At 56.1% G+C, this 18,769-nt stretch carries 12 protein-coding genes and 1 pseudogene; 7 read left to right on the plus strand and 6 right to left on the minus strand.

Annotated features, from left to right (window positions below; all coding sequences use genetic code 11):
- The first annotated feature begins 274 nt into the window (after positions 1 to 274).
- From ACIGCM_RS18150 to ptsP, 6 genes and pseudogenes are all read left to right on the plus strand, one after another.
- Complete coding sequence (locus ACIGCM_RS18150; RefSeq protein ID WP_397503457.1) at positions 275 to 2,572, plus strand: DUF1631 domain-containing protein; 2,298 nt, start codon at positions 275 to 277, stop codon at positions 2,570 to 2,572.
- A 227-nt stretch (positions 2,573 to 2,799) separates the two neighbouring features.
- A complete protein-coding gene (gene ampD / locus ACIGCM_RS18155; RefSeq protein ID WP_397503458.1) occupies positions 2,800 to 3,351 on the plus strand; it encodes a 1,6-anhydro-N-acetylmuramyl-L-alanine amidase AmpD in 552 nt (183 codons plus the stop codon).
- Positions 3,352 to 3,359: 8 nt separating this feature from the next.
- Entirely contained in the window at positions 3,360 to 4,196 is an 837-nt protein-coding gene (gene ampE / locus ACIGCM_RS18160; protein WP_397503459.1) for a regulatory signaling modulator protein AmpE, read from the plus strand.
- A gap of 1,292 nt (positions 4,197 to 5,488) precedes the next feature.
- A pseudogene (locus ACIGCM_RS18165) lies at positions 5,489 to 5,692 on the plus strand (HAMP domain-containing protein); the annotation flags it as partial.
- Between the two features lie 153 nt (positions 5,693 to 5,845).
- Entirely contained in the window at positions 5,846 to 6,550 is a 705-nt protein-coding gene (locus tag ACIGCM_RS18170; RefSeq protein ID WP_397503581.1) for a methyl-accepting chemotaxis protein, read from the plus strand.
- Between the two features lie 322 nt (positions 6,551 to 6,872).
- Positions 6,873 to 9,746, plus strand: coding sequence for a phosphoenolpyruvate--protein phosphotransferase (ptsP, locus tag ACIGCM_RS18175; RefSeq protein WP_397503460.1), 2,874 nt, complete (start codon positions 6,873 to 6,875; stop codon positions 9,744 to 9,746).
- A gap of 5 nt (positions 9,747 to 9,751) precedes the next feature.
- Here ptsP and ACIGCM_RS18180 read toward each other — a convergent pair whose 3' ends face one another.
- Positions 9,752 to 10,534: a TatD family hydrolase gene (locus ACIGCM_RS18180; protein WP_397503461.1), complete on the minus strand. Its 783-nt coding sequence runs from the start codon at positions 10,532 to 10,534 to the stop codon at positions 9,752 to 9,754.
- A 145-nt stretch (positions 10,535 to 10,679) separates the two neighbouring features.
- Positions 10,680 to 12,119, minus strand: a complete 1,440-nt coding sequence (locus ACIGCM_RS18185) for a chloride channel protein (RefSeq protein ID WP_397503462.1) — start codon at positions 12,117 to 12,119, stop codon at positions 10,680 to 10,682.
- Between the two features lie 213 nt (positions 12,120 to 12,332).
- Between ACIGCM_RS18185 and ACIGCM_RS18190 the strand changes: the two genes are divergently transcribed.
- Positions 12,333 to 13,547 (plus strand): hypothetical protein, encoded by a 1,215-nt coding sequence (locus tag ACIGCM_RS18190; protein ID WP_397503463.1) that lies wholly within the window; start codon positions 12,333 to 12,335, stop codon positions 13,545 to 13,547.
- A gap of 122 nt (positions 13,548 to 13,669) precedes the next feature.
- On the opposite strand, the gene ACIGCM_RS18195 is transcribed toward ACIGCM_RS18190, so the two are convergent.
- The 4 genes from ACIGCM_RS18195 to ACIGCM_RS18210 all read right to left on the minus strand — a co-directional run bounded on the left by ACIGCM_RS18195 (position 13,670) and on the right by ACIGCM_RS18210 (position 18,674).
- The gene (locus ACIGCM_RS18195) at positions 13,670 to 15,253 is read right to left on the minus strand and encodes a peptide chain release factor 3 (RefSeq protein WP_397503464.1); all 1,584 of its coding nucleotides are present in this window, start codon (positions 15,251 to 15,253) and stop codon (positions 13,670 to 13,672) included.
- Positions 15,254 to 15,512: 259 nt separating this feature from the next.
- Positions 15,513 to 16,850, minus strand: a complete 1,338-nt coding sequence (locus tag ACIGCM_RS18200; RefSeq protein WP_397503465.1) for a sigma-54-dependent transcriptional regulator — start codon at positions 16,848 to 16,850, stop codon at positions 15,513 to 15,515.
- Positions 16,847 to 18,445 (minus strand): nitrogen regulation protein NR(II), encoded by a 1,599-nt coding sequence (locus tag ACIGCM_RS18205; RefSeq protein WP_397503466.1) that lies wholly within the window; start codon positions 18,443 to 18,445, stop codon positions 16,847 to 16,849. The genes ACIGCM_RS18200 and ACIGCM_RS18205 overlap by 4 nt, the downstream gene beginning before the upstream one ends.
- Entirely contained in the window at positions 18,435 to 18,674 is a 240-nt protein-coding gene (locus tag ACIGCM_RS18210; RefSeq protein ID WP_397503467.1) for a PP0621 family protein, read from the minus strand. The genes ACIGCM_RS18205 and ACIGCM_RS18210 overlap by 11 nt, the downstream gene beginning before the upstream one ends.
- Between the last annotated feature and the right edge of the window lie 95 nt (positions 18,675 to 18,769).

Below are 18,769 nucleotides of genomic sequence, written 5' to 3' on the forward strand. Positions count from 1 at the left end.
TGCCTTAGAGTGAATTATTTGCAGTAAGCGGACTCTTAGAACATAACTGTCCAGGGTTTTGTACCGCTCGTCAGTTGAGTCGGCCATGTGTGATCTGAGTCATGCCTGATACTGTTGAAGGCTTGGTAAGTTGTGCTACATGGCTATAATGCGTTCATACATTAGATTATTGACGCCATTGCCTTGACGTTAGGCTTTGACCCGAGGCAGTGGCATCGATTGATTGCATGCAGAGAGGCTGCCAAGGAGGGCGATCTGCAGGAGACGGGCACATATGACAACTGACGCTAAGGTGGTTCACCTTAATCCTTTGGCCGCGGAACAGGCCAACGCTGCTTCTGCGGCGAGGCTGCCTGCTGCCTTGATTCAGTTGCGCGACAAAGCTGCCCAACAGCTCAAGCAAGCCTTGCAAGCCTTGTTTGATAACGCTGACGATACGCTGTTTGAAATGGCCGACCGTGCCAGCAGCAATGGCGAGCAAAATGCTTTTTTCGAGGCCATGCGTGACTTGCGCTTGAAGCGAAAGAACGTTGAGCGCGAGTTCCTGCAAGCCATCTTCGAATCCTTCTCTACCCTCAATCAATACTCCATCGGCAAACCCCCAGCCCTTGATACTGTGTCCTTCGACAGTTTGTCGCTGGTGCAGAACGATGAGCTTGAAGAAACCGTGGCCGTTGATGCAATGATCGCCAAGGTGCTGAGCCGCGACAGTCAGGCACTCGGCCATCTCACTACGCGCTTGAATGCATTGGTGAGCCGCAAGCTAGATGACAAGAGCAACCCCCTGGGCCCGGCCTCATTGTGTGCTTATTTCTTGAGTGCTTGCGCCAGCTTGGGTGTAGAGATCAAGGTTAAGCTGATCATCTTCAAGCTGTTTGAAAAGTTTGTGCTGGTCGATCTTGATCAGCTGTATGCCGAGGCCAATCAGCAGCTAGTTGCGGCAGGTGTTTTGCCTGAGTTGAAATCTGCGCCGCTTCGTCGTCCATCGACTCATGGCCAGCCATCCAACCGCAGTGCTGCTGGCAATGTTGGTCAGCCGCACTCACCGGTTGCAGGCGAGTTTGTTGAGCAAGACGTGCAAGAGGTGTTCAGTGCCTTGCAGGACTTGCTGTCGCAGTCGCGTGGTGCGATGACGCAGCGTCAAGCGCCTGTTGATGCCATGCCGATCACCAGCAATGACTTAATGCGTCTGTTGTCGCATATGCAACAGCGTGCGCCAGTTCAGGCCAGCTCTGATTTCGTGTTGCGTGATCAACTTGAACTGTTACTCAGCCGCGCCAGTGCCAAGAGTGGCAAAACGCGGGTTGTCGGCGAGGTTGATGAGGATGTCATCAACCTGGTGTCGATGTTGTTTGAGTTTATTCTCGATGACCGCACGCTGCCTGACTCCCTAAAGGCATTGATTGCGCGTCTGCAGATTCCAATGCTCAAAGTCGCGGTGCTGGATAAAACCTTTTTTAGCCGCGGCAGCCACCCAGCGCGCCGTCTGCTTAATGAGATCGCCGCTGCATCTTTAGGGTGGGGCGAACAAGATAACGTTCAGCGCGACAACCTGTTCCAGAAGATCGAGCAGGTCGTTCAGCGCCTGCTTAACGACTTTGTTGATGACCCACAGATTTTCGCCGAGTTGCTTAGCGATTTCATGGCGTTCACTGTTGACGAGCGTCGCCGTAGCGAGCTTTTAGAGCAGCGCACCCGTGATGCCGAGGAAGGCAGTGCGCGTTCAGAGTTGGCACGTAAACAAGTTGAACAGGCGCTGAATGAGCGTTTGCTGGGCAAAAAACTGCCTGAAGTGGTTGTGCGTTTGCTTCAGGAAGGGTGGAGCAGCGTGCTGACGTTAACCTGCCTCAAGCATGGCGTTGAGTCGCAAGAGTGGGATGGAGCGCTGGCAACCATGGATGATTTGATCTGGAGCGTTGAGCCCCATGCAAATCCTGAGGCGCGACTTCGCTTGTTGCAAATGGTGCCTGGCTTGCTCAAGGCATTGCGCGAAGGCATGACCAGTGCGGCGTTTGATCCATTCGCGACCAGTGAATTTTTCAGCCAGCTTGAGATGTTGCATGTTCATGCATTCCAGCGTTTCAAGCGGATTATGGCTGAGCCGGCAGTGGCTGCGAAGGTAGAACAGAGCCAAGCCTTGCTCGATGCCGGAATCGAAGTGCCGCTGCTTGAAGTGCCCCCCATTGATGAGCCTGAAGTGGCACCGATGGTTGAGGTGGTTGAAGAAATCGTGCTTTTGGCACCCGGTGAAACACAAGCCCCACAAGCTGAAGTGGCCTTGCCAGACGACGATGAGATGCTGCCTAAGGTTGATGCGTTGCGTGTGGGCAGTTGGGTTGAGTTTATCGAGGACGACGAGCATAAACTGCGCTGCAAATTGGCGGCGATTATCAAGCCTACCGGCAAGTTTATCTTCGTTAACCGCACAGGGATGAAGGTGCTTGAGAAAACCCGCATGGCCTTGGCCATCGAATTCCGTCGCAATGCCATTCGCCTGTTGGATGACGCACTGCTGTTTGACCGGGCGCTTGAATCGGTTATCGGTAATTTGCGTCGTTTGAAGAACAGCTGATTCTTTCGCCTCCATTCAACCAGACGCCCAGCCAAATGCTGGGCGTTTTGATTTGTGGGTGACGCTTTTTACCCCCCCGTTGCGGGTGCCGATATTTGTGCTTTGTTCATGAGTCGCGGTGGGCAAGCTGGGGCTTGGCCACCCTACGCGAGCCTTGGTGGGCAAGCTTCGCGTTGCCACAACCTAGGCGATGGCTCTAGAGTAGGCGCCTGTCTAGAGGAATGTGTATGCAGCTGGATTCTCAAACCGGTTGGTTTCAAGGCGTTCGCCACTGTCCTTCACCTAACTGCAATGAGCGGCCTGCAGGCGAGATCTCGTTGTTGGTCATGCATAATATCAGCCTGCCGCCGGGGGAATTTGGTGGTGGTCATGTGCACGCTTTTTTCCAGAATCAACTCGACGCCGATCAGCACCCTTACTTTGCCGAGATTGCTGCATTGACGGTATCGGCGCATTTTTTGATTGAACGCACTGGCGCGATCACCCAGTTTGTATCCTGTCTGGACCGGGCTTGGCATGCAGGTGTGTCATGTTTTGAGGGGCGTGAGAACTGCAATGATTTCTCCTTGGGCATCGAGCTCGAAGGCACTGATGAGTTGCCCTTTAGCGAGGCGCAATATCATGCATTGAAAGCGCTCACTTTAGCCTTGCAACGTGGCTATCCGCAGATCACTCTTGAACGCATGCGCGGCCATAGTGACATTGCGCCTGGGCGTAAGACTGACCCGGGGCCAGCGTTTGATTGGCAACGTTTGCGCAATAGTTTGACTGAACAATAGAGGCTTTTATGAATTTTCTGGTGTTGCTGTTGGTGCTCTGGGTTGAGAAATTTTCGGCCTGGCGCAGTGCCATTCAGCAGGACGGCCCCTGGCTACGCTTCCTCGCCAAGATAGAGCGCAGCGAGCAGCACGTGGCGATGCCCTGGTTAGCCATTGTCGGTTTACTTGCGGTGCCATTGTTGGTTTTAGCGCTGGTGCTGGGCCTGTTGGCACCCGTTGCTTATGGTTGGCTGGCGCTGCCGGTGCATTTGTTGATTGTGGTCTACAGCTTGGGTCGTGGCGATTTGCTGGCTGCACTTGGGCCGTTTCGTGATAGTTGGCGGCGCAACGACGATGAGTCGGCCTATCTGGTGGCGCGGCGCGATCTCGGCATTGATGCCCAAGACCCGGAAATGCTGTTGACCGATGTACAGCAGTACATGGTCTGGCAGGCTTATCAGAGTTTCTTTGCGGTGATTTTCTGGTATGCCTTGCTCGGCCCGCTCGCAGTACTGGCCTATCGGTTATTGGCCTTGATTGAAGAACATTCATTGCAACCGGCCCTGCAATCGCGGGCAGGGCAATTACGCCACGGTTTTGATTGGTTACCGGTTCGCGTGCTGTGTGTAAGTTTCGGCTTGGTCGGTAACTTTGTGGGTGTCAGCCGGGCTCTGCTGCATGAGTTGCTGAGCTGGGATATCTGCGCTGCTCGCTTGGTGGCCAACGTTGCCAGAGCGGCGTGCGAAATCCCTGCGCCTGTAATGGGTGAAGCTGGGGTCAATACCCTGGATGAGTTGTGGCAGCTCTTGGTGCGCTGCGCGATTCTTTGGTATGCCGTGTTCGCCCTGTGGACGCTGTTTTTATAGGCATAATCTCCTCGGGTGGGCAGCGCGACGCTTGCCCATCAAGGCCTAAGCAAATATCCCTGAAAGCCGCTGTCAACGATGACGGACGAAAGACGTTGCGCGCTACCCAAAGGGCGTTTATGCCGCAATATTCAGCCCGTCACTTACCTTAAGTTACAGAGAATCAGGCCGATAACAGGTATACATTGTGCCCTGCAGATGTGATCGATTGTGCTGCCTGGCCAATCGTCTTGCTTTGTAGTGTTGAAGTGCGCCTGAGTAGTTAACGGTGGTCCGTTTGAGAACTGCCGACTAATAAAAATAAATCGATCTGGAGACGTCTTGTGAAGACTGCGTTGTATCCGGCTATCGCCCTGATGAACCGCCTCAGCTTCGGCATGAAGTTTGGGTTGATCAGTATTCTGTTTTTCCTGCCCATGCTGGTTACCAACTACTTTCTGATGCATGACGCCTACCGTCAGTATCAGATGAGTGAGTCTGCCCGCAACAGCATTGGGCTACTGTCCAATGCTCTGCAACTGCGGCGAAACGCTGAACTGTATGCCAATTTATTGAGTGTCGATGCTGAGTTAGGCACCAATAATACCGGCAGTGGTTTGGCAGATGAGCTGAGCGCAGCCAAAACCACAATTGAAAATACCCTGGCTGGCATGCAGCCCGCCGTGAGTACTGAGGCAGACCGGGCGGAGTTCGAAGCGCAGCGCAAAACCGTTAGCGAAGGCATGCAGGCGATTGAGGCGGAGCCGTCGCTGCGCAGTAAGGTCAATCTGGGTCGCGAGTTGGTGGGGCGTTCCGGCGTATTTGCCAAGTTGATTGCCAGCCAAGCCGGGTTGAGCCAGGACAGCGAGCGTGCGGTGCGCCAACTGACCAATTTGCTTCTTAGCAGTATGCCGCAGGTCACCCAGGCATTGGGCCAAGGCCGCGAGTTAGGCGCTGCCACCTTGGGCCAGGGGTTATTGAATTCTGCCGACAGTAATACCTTTGCGGATTTGCTTGAGTCGTTGGAAACCCTTGGCGGTGCCTATTCGGTTGATATTAAGCAGGCGCTCAGCGCCAGCCCGGATTTGAGTGCAGCGCTGACGGGCCCCGCGGACGCCAGCCAAAAGACGCTGGCCGAAGCTACACGCCTGTTTGAAGACCGCGTGGTAATCGCTGACTCGCTGGATGCACCATGGCGAACCTTCTTCTCTGACACCACCGCGTTAATTGGCAAAACCTATGACTTTAGCGATGCGGTGGTCAGTCTGCTTGATCAGCGTCTCGACGCACGGGTGCAGGCCAGTTTAAACCGAATGCTGTTGTTGGCTGTTGCGCTGGGCCTGGTGTTGCTGCTGATTTTTTATCTCTACAGCGGTTTCTATGTGTCGGTTCGGACAAGTCTCAAGCAGCTTGGTTTGACCATGGATCAAGTCGCCACCGGTGATATGACTGTAAGTTTCAAGGCCAGCAGTCGCGATGAGGTGGGCGATCTGGGGCTGGTGTTCAATGGCACTGTGGTGAAAATTCGCGAGCTGATTAACCGTGTCGGTCAAACGGTTATTGAGGTTGAGCGTCAAGCTGGACGGGTTGAGTCGGTTTCTGCACAGAGCAACCAAGCCGTTGCCGGCCAATTGGGGCAAATTGAGCAAGTTGCGACGGCGATGAATCAGATGTCCGCAACGGCTCAAGAGGTCGCCAGCAGTGCCGCAGCTGCCGTTGGCAGCGCGAACAGCGTCAATGATGAAACCATCAGCGGTCGCGCCTTGCTCGAAGCGCAAGTCGGCAGTATTCAGCGTCTTGCTAATGAGATCGATCAGTCGGTGGTGGTGATCAATCAGCTTGCCAGCGACAGTGCGTCGATATCGCAGGTACTGGATGTCATCAAGGGTGTGGCTGAGCAAACCAACTTGCTCGCACTGAACGCCGCCATTGAAGCCGCACGGGCAGGTGAGCAGGGCCGAGGCTTTGCTGTGGTTGCCGATGAGGTGCGTAATTTAGCTAAACGCACGCAGCAATCCACCGAGGAGATCGAAGTGATGATCTCCAAGTTGCAAGGCGGCGTAGGGGCAGCGGTTAAAACCATGAATGTCAGCCACAAGATGGCGGATGACACGGTAAGTGAATCAAGCAAAGTGCAAGCCGCACTGGAAAATATACTCGGCGCGGTCGGTATGATTGTTGATCAAAATCAACAAATTGCCGCAGCCGCTGAGCAGCAGACGGCTGTTGCCCATGATATTGACCAGAACATTGTGCAGATCAACCAGGCGGGCGAGCGCACGGCGGAAGGGGCCAGCGATACCGAGCAGGCCAGTCGCGAGTTGTCTGTGCAGGTTTCACAGCTTAAGCAATTGATTGGCGCTTTCCGCGTCTAAACCCACCCCAAATAGCCCGCAACTCTGCGGGCTATCGCTAGCCGGACGTGCGAGAACTGACCTCGATTCGTCGTCGTGCCGGTTCGGTAATCCTCCCAAGCTGCTGTAAGATGGCCCCTCTGTGTTGCGGCAGAAGCTCAATTGCCGGGTGCGCCAAACCAAGTGCTTGCTGTCAACGTTTCGCGCATCAGCTACACCTACGACCTGGCTGTCCATGGGCGTACAGCACACGGCGCTCGCTGCTGATTGATCCTGGGCCTTGAACTATCACTGCCTGCCGCCGGTCGCAACCGCACAACCACGCTCGCACAAGAGGCGCTCAATGCTTGAAATAAATGCTGCGCAGATCCAGATGGGTCGCAATGCTGCAAATAAGCAGGAAGCATTGAGCCTGCTGGCGACAAAGCTCAGTGACGACGGTTTAGTCATGCCGGGCTATCTGGCCAGCATGCAGGCGCGTGAAGCTCAAGGCTCAACATACTTGGGGCAGGGCATAGCGACCCCGCATTGCAAACCGAGCAGCCGTGATCTGGTTATCGAAGCCGGCGTGCGTCTGATTCATTTCCCGCAAGGTGTCGATTGGGGTGATGGGCAACAGGTGTATCTGGTTGTGGCCATTGCAGCACGCGGTGATGAGCACTTGCGGCTTCTGCAATTGCTGACCCATGCGGTAGCAGATGGCGGGCTGAGTCAGGCTTTGCACCAGGCCACCGAGGCTGAAACCATTGTTGCGCTGCTACAAGGCACCCCGCAGGACTTGGTACTCGACAGCCAACTGATTCGACTGGCTGTTGCAGTTGAAGACTTTGACGAGTTGGTCTGGCAGGGCGCGCGTCTGCTGAAAAAGGCCGGCTGTGTAGACTCGGCATTTATCGCCAGCCTCATGCAGGCTGAGCCGTTGGCCTTGGGCGATGGGTTGTGGTGGCTGAGCAGTGAGCAGTCGGTGCAACTGCCTGGCTTATCCTTTGTCACGCCCAAGCGCCCTGTAGATTTTGATCAGCAACCGGTTACAGGGCTGTTCTGTTCGGCCAGTGTCGGCGAGGCGCACCGCCCCGTGCTGGAGCGACTGTGCGACCTGTTGATTGAGGGGCATGGCGATACATTTAGCCAAGCCAGGTCGCGTCGTACAGTGCTTGAAGCCTTGGGCGGTGAAGTGCCTGCAGATTGGAGTCGGGTCTGCGTGACGCTGGCGAACTCCCATGGTTTGCATGCCCGGCCAGCCAAAGTGCTAAGTGAGCTGGCGCAGAGATTTGCTGGCGATGTGCGTATTCGTCTGGCAGAAGAGCCGGGGCTTGGCGTTTCGGCAAAGAGCTTGAGCAAATTGCTCGGGCTGGGCGCACGGCGTGGTCAGGTGCTTGAGTTCAGCGCTGAACCGAGCATTGCAGAGGCTGCCTTGGGCGCGTTAAGAATGGCGGTTGAGGACGGCTTGGGTGAGCAGGTCGAACCACTGCCGGTGTACACCGAACCTGCAGTGCAGGCAGCAATTGAAGATGCATTAACCCCAAAGTTTGTAGCCCCCGCGGCGGGTTCGCGCCTGCGGGCCGTGGCGGCATCGCCCGGGATAGCGATTGGTCCTGCGCTGGTGCGGGTGCCGCAAGCGCTTGATTACCCGGCGGAAGGCAAAGGGGAGAGGCATGAGCGTCAGCGTCTGGACGATGCCTTGCAGGCAGTGGCCGCCGATATCCAGGCCGTGGTTGATGAGTGCCAGGAAACCGATGTGCGCGACATTTTGCTGATGCATCAAGCGATGCTCAGTGATCCCGCGCTGCGAGATGATATTCAAGTCCGGCTGGCAGCCGACGCCAGTGCAGAGGCGGCCTGGAGTGCCGAGATTGATAATGCAGCCAAGCAGCAAGAGGCCTTGCACGATGCGCTCTTGGCTGAGCGTGCTGCAGATTTGCGCGATATCGGTCGGCGTGTCTTGGAGCACCTCTGTGAGGTCAAGCCACTGCAAGAGCCCGATGAACCTTATGTGCTGGTGATGCAAGAGGTTGCGCCTTCTGATGTGGCCAGCCTCAATCGTCAGCGGGTTGCCGGGATTTTGACCGCACGGGGCGGTGCCACGGCACACAGCGCAATTATCGCCCGGGCGTTGGGTATTCCAGCGGTTGTAGGGGCTGGAGAGAGCGTGCTGGCATTGGCTCAGCATACTCAGTTATTACTGGACGGTGATCACGGCTTGGTCCGCGTTTCGCCGGACGAGCAGACCCTGGAGCACGCGCTGCAAGAGCGCGAAGTGAGCCAGCAACGGCAAGCGCGGGCCAATGCTGAGCGGCTAAAGCCAGCCGTTACCCGCGATGGCCATGCTGTTGAGGTCGCCGCTAATATTGGTGCTGGCAGCGAAGCCCCGATGGCTGTCGAGTTAGGGGGCGAGGGTATTGGTTTGTTGCGCACTGAATGGATCTTCATGAACCATGCTCAGATGCCGGATCAGGCCGTTCAAGAGCGTGAATACCGCCGTGTATTCGACAGTCTTGATGGCTTGCCGTTGGTGGTCCGCACGCTTGATGTAGGCGGTGACAAGCCGCTCGCCTACTGGCCAATGCCAGCAGAAACCAATCCATTTTTGGGTATGCGCGGTATCCGCTTGAGTTTGCTACGACCGGACACTCTTGAAACCCAGCTGCGGGCGTTGTTTACCTGTGCGGGTGAACGCCCGCTGCGCGTGATGTTCCCTATGATCGGCAGCATCGAGGAGTGGCGTGCGGCGCGCGATATTGCGCATCAGGTGCGCTCACAGATTCCGGTCAAAGACCTGCAGTTGGGCATTATGATTGAAGTCCCAAGTGCTGCCTTGTTAGCGCCTATTCTGGCCAAGGAAGTCGATTTTTTTAGCATAGGCACTAATGATCTCACGCAGTACACCCTGGCCATTGATCGTGACCATCCAACGTTGTCGGCCCAGGCTGACGGTTTGCATCCGGCGGTGCTTAATTTGATCAACCAGACTGTGACAGCTGCCCATGCGCAGGGTAAGTGGGTGGGCGTGTGTGGCGAGTTAGCCAATGACATGCTCGCTGTGCCCCTGCTGGTTGGGCTTGGGGTTGATGAGCTAAGCGTGTCTGCGCGCTCGGTGGCCATGGTTAAAGCCCGCGTGCGGGAACTCGAATGGACCCAGTGCCAACTATTGGCGCTACAGGCGCTTGAGCAAGATAGCGCCAGCGCAGTTCGCGCCTTGGTCGAAACCCCAGAATAACGGGCTCAGTTGGACCAGCCGAATACTGCTTCGGCATTGGCGCTACTCATCAGCGCTAACTGCTCGGCGCTGATATTGAAGTGTTTGGCTAGTGCCCCGCAGATCTCCGGCAGGTGTTCAGGGCTGTTGCGCTGCTGCGGATACATGGCCGGTGGCATATCAGGTGAATCTGTTTCCAGCACAATGGCTTCGAGCGGCAGGCGTGGCAGCACCCGGTGCATGCGCAATGCTTGTGGCCAGGTTGGTGCGCCGCCAAGACCCAGTTTGAAACCGAGCTTGATGTATTCGCGGGCCTCTTCATAACTGCCTGCAAACGCATGGATAATGCCGCCACGCAGCGGTTTTATGCGTTTCAGTGTGGCGATAGTGGCGGCGTGGGCGCGGCGCACATGAATCAACGCGGGAAGATCAAACTCAAGCGCGAGCTGCAATTGAGCCTCAAACCAGGTTTGTTGTGCTTGCGGGTCAAGCTCATCGATAAAATAGTCGAGACCAATCTCACCGACTGCACAGAGTTGAGGATGACCCTGCAAGCGTTCCAGCCACTCACGCAGTTCTTGCAGATGATGTTTCTGGTGCTGCGCTAAATACACAGGGTGTAAACCCAGTGCGGCGTACAGGTGTTTATCGCTTTGAACCAGTTGCCAGACACGCTGCCAGTTCGCCTGATGCACACCTAAAACCACGAGGCGTTCGACGCCCAACTCGCGGCTACGAGCCAGCACTTCAGTGCGGTCGGCATCGAAGTCGGGGAAGTCGATATGAGTGTGTGTATCAATCAGGCGCATGGGCTTTGGCTGGCAATATTCGAGTCAGTCGTTAGCCTAGCATTGGGGGCGGACGTTGGGTTGGATGACTTTTATCACCCGTCATTGCGGTTGTGAACATTCGGGGTATTTACGTGCGCAATGGTGGCCAAGCTTTGCGTTGCCACTACGATTGCCCAGGTTTGCCTGACTCGGGAGCTTGTTCTACCTGCTCTGCTTGCACCCTGGCCGCTGCGTCAGCGCTTTCCTGCTGTCTTTTACTGCGCTTGCTGGCAATGGATTCACGCTCAACATCCAGCACTTGCAAGGCTAATGCGCGGTAAAGCGGTACTGGCGAGATGCGTCCTGATATAGCACTGGCCAACAGGCTCGCGGCCAAAATTGGCAACGCCATATCCTGACTGTGTGAGAGTTCGATGGTGATGACTGTGGCGGTCAGTGGTGTGCGGGTAACACCCGCAAGGTACGCCGCCATCCCGATCAAGCCCGCGGCCTGCAAGCCAATACCGGGAATCCAGTCGGTGATCCAGGGCGCAATGCTGGCACCTACGGCCAGTGAGGGCGAAAACAGCCCGCCTGGGATACCGGCTAAATACGAAACTACGTTGGCGAGGAATTTCCAGATGATAAAGCTGCCATCTGTAACCGGTTGGCCTTCCAGAATCGCCCGGGTTTCGGCGTAGCCTGTGCCGAAAATATGCTGCCCGGAGATTAGCCCGAGCAGTGCCATGATCAGCCCGCAAATACCCGCGAAAATCACCGGATGCTTCGCTCGCCAAGCAGCCATAAGTGCCAAGGGGCCGAGCTTGGCGGGTAATACCAGTCGGCAATAAAGCCCCCCGGCAAGGCCGCCGACCACGCCGCAAACCAACACGGCAAGCCAGTCGCGGCTCAGGGGTAATTCCGCACTGAGTTGACCGAAGTAGCTGTAGTGCCCCATCAAGCCAAGGGTCACCATGCCGCCGATCAATACGGCCGTCAGCACCAGACCGTTGAGGCTTTGTTCGAAACGGTGGCTGAGTTCTTCGATTGCGAAAACCACCCCGGCAAGCGGCGTGTTGAAGGCCGCGGCGATACCTGCTGCGCCCCCGGCAATGATCAGTCCAGAGCCTGCACTGCGTGCCTGCAATCCGAGGCGACGGCCAAAGGTGTACATCAGTGCCGCACCAACATGCACTGTTGGGCCTTCGCGACCAATCGATGCGCCAACCAGCAGGCCTGCCACAGACAGCACCATTTTGACTGCAGCAATCGGTAGCGATAACACCCGGTTACGGAAACGGCTTGAGGGGCGTTCAAGGGTGGCAATAACTTGCGGAATACCACTGCCCTTTGCGTTGCTGAACCAGCCCTGGGTCGCCCATGCCAGTGCTGCGAAACCGAGCGGGGTGACCAGCCAAGGCCAGTAACTGCTGTGGTTGAGCATCTTCTGGAAATAGACATTGGCCTCATCTGCCAGCCAAGCAAATGCCAGTGCAACCAGCCCCACCAAAAGCGCACCGACCCAGAATGCCAATCGCTGCCGAAAGACCCGCAGGTATCGACGTCTGGCACGAAAGCGTTGACGCGCAGTTAGTTTTTTCTGAGGTTCAGAGTCGCTGGGCATAAGTAGCTGGACCGCAATAGGAAGAGGTCAGGCAAGCTCGTTACTGAGCTTGTTGTAATATTTTGCCATACATCGCCATATGATGCCCCATGGTCTAGCCTGATTAACGTTCGGCGCATCCACTGTTGTCATGCTAGACGCGATGTTTTACCCGCTAGGCCCTTCATTGCGCTTTTGGGTGGACTTCATTTCTGTTTTACCTTGAGTAAGCCTATGAATCTGACGCCGAATGTCGTGTTGGTCGCCTCCTGTTTGGTTTTTGCAGGCGTGTTTTTTTACCCACGGCTGGTACGCGCCAATATGTGGCGGGCCACGGTCACTCCGCTGGCGTCGATTATCGGTTCAGGATTCTTGGTGGCAGGGCCCATCCTTGCCCATGCAGCAGGAGCTTGGGCCTGGCTGGCGATGCTGGGGTTGTGTGTAATGGCGTATTGGTTTGGTGCGTCGATTCGCTACAACATCGTGCATCTGGAGCCGCATCTGGATGATGAGCCGGCGGCCTATCATATTTGGTTGGAGCGCCTCTCTGAACTCGCTTTGGCGTTGGCCTATTTTGTCTCGGTGGCCTACTACCTCAACCTGTTTGCTGCGTTTGGCTTACGCATGGGCGATATCCTCGACACCCTGTGGATTCGCGTCCTTTCAACGGTGGTTATAGCCGCTATTGGCTTGCTTGGCACGTTGCGCGGCCTGGCTGGTTTGGAACGCCTTGAAGTATGGGTCGTATCGCTGAAGATGACCCTTATAGGCGGTCTGTTGGTGACGCTGGCCTTGGCTAATTATCAGCAATGGCAGGCGGGGGAGCTGGTCTGGGCGGTCAAGCATCACGATCAAGGTTTGCAGTCTTTAACGGTACTGCTGGGGCTGGTGGTGCTGGTCCAGGGCTTCGAAACATCGCGCTACCTGGGCTCAAAATACAGTGCAGGCGTTCGTGTGCGCAGCATGCGTTGGGCGCAGTGGATCGCCACGGCAATTTACCTGGTTTTCATGCTGCTAATCACCGGTCAATTCAGTGACGGTTTGCCTAAGCAGGGCGGTGAGACGGCGATTATTGATTTGCTCAAGCCGATCGGTATCTTGATTGGCCCTTTATTGATTCTCACTGCATTGTCGTCGCAACTCTCTGCCGCGGTGGCTGATATGAATGGTGCGGGAGGCTTGCTGGCGGAAGCATCGGGGCGTCGGTTTCCGGTGCGTATCGGTAATTTGCTCACGGCGTTGGTGGCCATTGGCATCACTTGGTTTGCCAATATTTACGAGATCATCACCTACGCATCGAAAATGTTTGTGGCCTATTACACCCTGCAGTCCCTGCAAGCCACGATGCTGTCTTGGCGCAAAGGTCACAAGGCGCGAGCCGTGCTATTCGCGCTCGCGGTCTTGATCGGGATTGGCGTGATCATTTTTGCCCAGCCAGTTGAGGCATAAGCCAAGCAGCCAAGAGTGGCGCGCTTGGTGGTTCATGCAAATAGCCTGAGTATTCACGAGCGCGATGGTGGGTGAAAAATATCACCCACCACAGTCAGGCGTCGGGCCTTTGCTTCAACCTGTTAGTGGTGTTCGCGAGTGGCGCGGAATTTGATATCCGGCCAGCGCTCTTCCATCAGCGCCAGGTTGACGCGCGTTGGTGCCAGGTAGGTGAGGTGGCCGCCGCCATCGATGGCGAGGTTTTCCAGGGCCTTGTTCTTGAATTCCTCGAGCTTTTTCTTATCACTGCACTCGATCCAGCGCGCCGACCAGACAGTGATTGGCTCATACGCGCATTCAACCTTGTATTCACCTTTCAAGCGGCTGGCGACCACGTCAAACTGCAGCACGCCGACGGCGCCGAGGATGATGTCATTGCTGCGCTCAGGGAAGAACACTTGGGTTGCGCCTTCTTCGGCCAGTTCCTGCAAACCCTGACGCAGTTGCTTGGATTTGAGAGGGTCTTTAAGGCGCACGCGACGGAACAGTTCCGGGGCGAAGTGGGGAATACCGGTAAAGCCGATGGATTCGCCTTCGGTGAAGGTGTCGCCAATCTGGATGGTGCCGTGGTTATGCAGGCCGATGATGTCGCCCGCGTAGGCTTCTTCCAGTTGTTCACGCTCGGAGGAGAAGAAGGTCAGGGCATCCGGTACGCGAACGTCTTTGCCCAAGCGTGCGTGACGCATCTTCATGCCTTTTTCGTACTTGCCAGAGCAGATACGCATAAAGGCAATGCGGTCGCGGTGTTTGGGGTCCATGTTCGCTTGGATTTTGAAGACGAAGCCGCTGAATTTTTCTTCAGTCGGTTCGATCACTCGTTCGTGAGCTGCACGGGGCAACGGCTTGGGTGCCCAGTCAACGACGGCGTCGAGGACGTGATCAACCCCGAAGTTACCTAAGGCCGTGCCGAAAAATACCGGGGTCAGCTGGCCGCTGAGGAATTCTTCTTGGTTGAACTCGTGGCAGGCGCCTTGTACCAGCTCAAGTTGCTCAACAAAGCGGTCGTACTCATCGCCGAGGTGCGCGCGCGCTTCGTCTGAATCCAGATTTTTGATGATCTTGGTTTCAGTACGTTCGTGGCCGTGACCTGCGGTGTAAACGATGATGTAGTCTTCGCTGAGGTGATAAACCCCTTTGAAATCACGGTAGCAGCCAATCGGCCAGGTGATAGGCGCGGCTTTGATCTTGAGTACCGCTTCAATTTCGTCGAGCAATTCGATGGGGTCACGAATGTCACGGTCGAGTTTGTTGACGAAGCTGACAATAGGCGTGTCGCGCAGACGGCACACATCCATCAATGCAATGGTTCGTGGCTCAACACCTTTACCGCCATCAAGCACCATCAAGGCGCTGTCCACGGCGGTAAGCGTGCGGTAGGTATCTTCCGAGAAGTCTTCGTGGCCCGGGGTGTCGAGCAGGTTGATCATGTGCTCGCGGTAAGGGAACTGCATCACCGAGGTGGTAATCGAGATCCCACGCTGCTTCTCCATTTCCATCCAGTCGGAGGTTGCATGGCGGTCGGATTTTCGCGATTTAACGGTGCCCGCCACTGCAATGGCTTTACCCATCAGCAGCAGTTTTTCGGTAATGGTGGTTTTACCGGCGTCGGGGTGAGAAATAATGGCGAACGTGCGACGTTTCGCGACTTCGGCGGCCTGAGTGGTCATGGGTGATTGCCTGACTGAATGCGGTTGCGGGCGGGCGAACGACAGCCGGCCCGTAAAACCGGCAATTATAACGTGAAAAGCCACTGCTTTTGCGATCAGTAGACAAGCGTGTGCGAAATTATGGCGCAGCCGCAGTCTTTTCGGCTTTGCCAGTACGCCCCTGCCCGGGCGGGTTCATGTCCCGCCGCAGACCGCAGCTTCTGGCTGATGCAGCAGTCAGTTCACCCTTTAGCCGGTGTTGCTGGGCATGGAGGGTTGATTAATCGATGCCCAGTTTTTTCAGTCGGTAGCGCATTGAGCGAAAGCTAAGGCCGAGTCGTTGCGCCGCTGCTGTGCGGTTCCAGCGGGTTTCTTCGAGGGCTTGAACAATGAGTTTGCGCTCGATGTTTTCCAGATAGTCTTCCAGATTATCGATTTGCGCCAAGCTTGTTTCGCCTTGTTCGGACGCCGCGCCTGCATCTGCAAGGCGCAGGTCTGCCGAGGTGATTTGATCGTTCTCACAAAGGGTGTAGGCGCGCTCAAGCATGTTTTCAAGCTCGCGAACGTTGCCGGGGAAGCGGTAGCTCTTGAGCTTTTCTAATGCGTCGGGCTGTAACACTGCAGCGCTTGATCCGCCGTCATTGGACAGGCGTTTGAGCATGACATCTGCAAGCTCTGCGATATCTTCACGGCGCTCGCGCAAGGCCGGGACCCTGAGCTCAATGACGTTGAGCCGGTAGAACAAGTCCTGGCGGAAGCGTTCGGCGGCCACTTCGGCACTCAGGTCCTTGTGGGTTGCGCAAAGTATGCGTACATCAACCACCGCTTCATGCTGGCCGCCTACGGTGCGCACGGCCTTTTCCTGAATGGCCCGTAGCAGTTTGACCTGCATGGCCAGCGGCAAGTCGGCGACCTCATCGAGAAACAGGGTGCCGCCATTTGCCGCCTGAAACAGCCCTTGTTTGTCTTCTACCGCGCCTGTGAAGCTGCCTTTCTTGTGCCCGAAAAACTCACTTTCCATTAGCTCAGAAGGAATTGCGCCGCAGTTCACTGGCACAAAAGGTTGCTCGCTGCGTGGGCCTTGCTCATGAATGAGTCGGGCGACAAGCTCTTTACCGCTGCCTGATTCGCCGCTGATGTAGACCGGAGCCTGGCTGCGCGCCAGTTTATGGATCTGTTTGCGCAGGGTGCGCATTGGCGGGGAATCGCCCAGCAGGCGGCTGTCTACGGGCAGTTCTTTACCGTCCGCCGCCTGAATGCGCAGGGCCGTAGAGACCAGCTCGCGTAGACGGCCGAGGTCGACTGGCTTGGTCAGAAAGTCGAAGGCACCGGATTTGAGTGCATTGATCGCGGTATCAAGGCTGCCGTAGGCGGTGATCATGGCGACGGGCATTTGCGGGTGGCGTTGGGCGATGTATTGCACCAAGTCCATACCCGTGCCGTCGGGTAGGCGCATGTCTGTCAGGCATAAGTCGAAGGGCTCTTTGGCAAGCCATTCGCGCGCTTCTTTAACATTGCGTGCACAGCGTGTATCGAGCTTCATCCGGCCCAGAGTAATTTCTAGAAGTTCGCGGATATCCGGCTCATCGTCGACGATCAGGGCTCTCTGGCGGGTCATTGTAAGCTCAGTTTGCTGGCGTGGGCGAAGGTGATGCGGAAGCAGCTGCCGCCCTCTTCGCGGAGTTTATAGTCAAGGTGTGCCTGGTTGCTTTCGCACAGCTCACGGGAAATATACAGGCCCAAGCCGGTGCCTTTGACTTCTGTAGTGAAGAAAGGCTCAAAGATATTTTGATGCTGCTCAGGAGCAACGCCCGGGCCATCGTCAAGAATTTCCAGTACCGCAAGGTCGCGCTCAGTCTCGCGGAACAGTTGCAACCAAACCTGCCCATGGGGGTTCTTTTGCGCGCTATAGCGCAAGCCATTTTCGACCAGATTGGTCAGCACTTGCGTGAGTTGGTTGGGGTCCATCCGGGTTTGCAGGGTGCCTACCTGAGTGTCGAGGTGCAGTTTTTGATTCGCAGGCATGGTGCTGCGGAACTCGCTGGCAAAGCGGTGCAGCCAGTATTTGAGGTCCAGTAGCTGGGGCTCAGCTTGACGCCTGCGTGAAAGCTGCAAAACGTTTTCAATCACCAGGTTCATGCGTCGCGAGTGATCGTGAATGATTTGGGCCAAGCGCTGGTCGGGTGGCGGCAGGTCTTCAGACTCCTGAAGCAACTGTGCGGCGTGGCTGATTGCACCCAAGGGGTTGCGGATTTCGTGGGCAATGCCAGCAGTCAGCCGGCCAAGAGAGGCGAGTTTGAGTTGCTGGGCTTGTTGAGCTATCTGCGAAATATCATCCAGGAACACCAAAATATGGCGTTGCTGGCCCCGTTGCAGGGCAATAAAGCTTGGCTGCACTATTGGGCCGTCGGCAGAGGCCTGGAGGCTGGCGGGGCGCATGGCTGGATTTTGTCGCCACTGCTGCAAGCGTTTAACCAGTTCGGGGGTGTGCGGGTCAAGAATCTTGCCGGCTAAACCATCACTGCCGAGTAAGGCCAATGCGCCGTGGTTGGCCAGCAATACCCGATGCATGCTGTCCAATACCAGAATGCCAGTGCGCATTCTTTCAATAATCAAGGCGTTCAGGGTTTCAAGGCTGGCAACGTCAGCGGCGCGCTCACTGGCTAGCTTTTCACTGTCATACAGGCGACGAGTTACGCCCTGAACGAAAAGTGCTGCGGCGAAGCACAGTACGCCAAGGGCTCCGGCCTGAATATATTGGCTGGCGGCGGCGGGGCGACTGAGGCTCAGGTAGAAGGTCAGGTAGATCATGCCGACCGCAGCGGTTGCGGCAATAAAAATACCGATGCGACCGCGCAGCAAGATATTGGAAATGGCGACTGCGATTATCAGCAGGTTGCCAATACCGCTGGGGGTGCCGCCCGCTGCATAGAACAGGGATGACAACAGGATAACGTCGACCATTGCCAGGCTGACAATCTGCACAGAGCGCTTTGGCTGCTGCACCGCGAGCGTCACCAGTACGTTGAATATCAGGTAAAACCAGCTGATGTTACGGAACAGATTGGCATGGGTCATGTCCAGCAGCTGTACATCCATTTCGCTGGAAATCAGCAGGACCAGCAGCAGGCCTATGATCAGCCTGTAGAGGTGATACAGCTTGAGAATGCGTATGCCCTGAGTGCCGCCCAGGGCCAAAATATCATTGGCCACCTTGGTTTGGGCCTTGCTTTAAATGTGCAGTGCTGCAAAACCATTGCGGTCCACTCGCCAGCGCATGCTCGCGGGGGAGGTGTACACCACAGTTCGCGCAGCGCACCATGGGTTCTGGCTTAGCCGGTTTTACCGGTTTAGCGGCGTGCTTGGCTTGGATAAAGCGCCGCCATAGCCAGTAAACCATTGCGATAATTGCCAGTAGAAATAGCAGGCGAAATAGGCCCATAACAGACTCTTCTTAGTTAATGGCAGCAGTTTAACCAAGCACGAGCCTGCGGCACAGTCGTTATGTCACGCTTCTGCTGGGTCGCTACAGCTGTT

Origin of the sequence: Pseudomonas sp. NPDC078700 (assembly GCF_044542375.1) — a bacterium.
In the GTDB taxonomy this organism is placed as follows: domain Bacteria; phylum Pseudomonadota; class Gammaproteobacteria; order Pseudomonadales; family Pseudomonadaceae; genus Aquipseudomonas.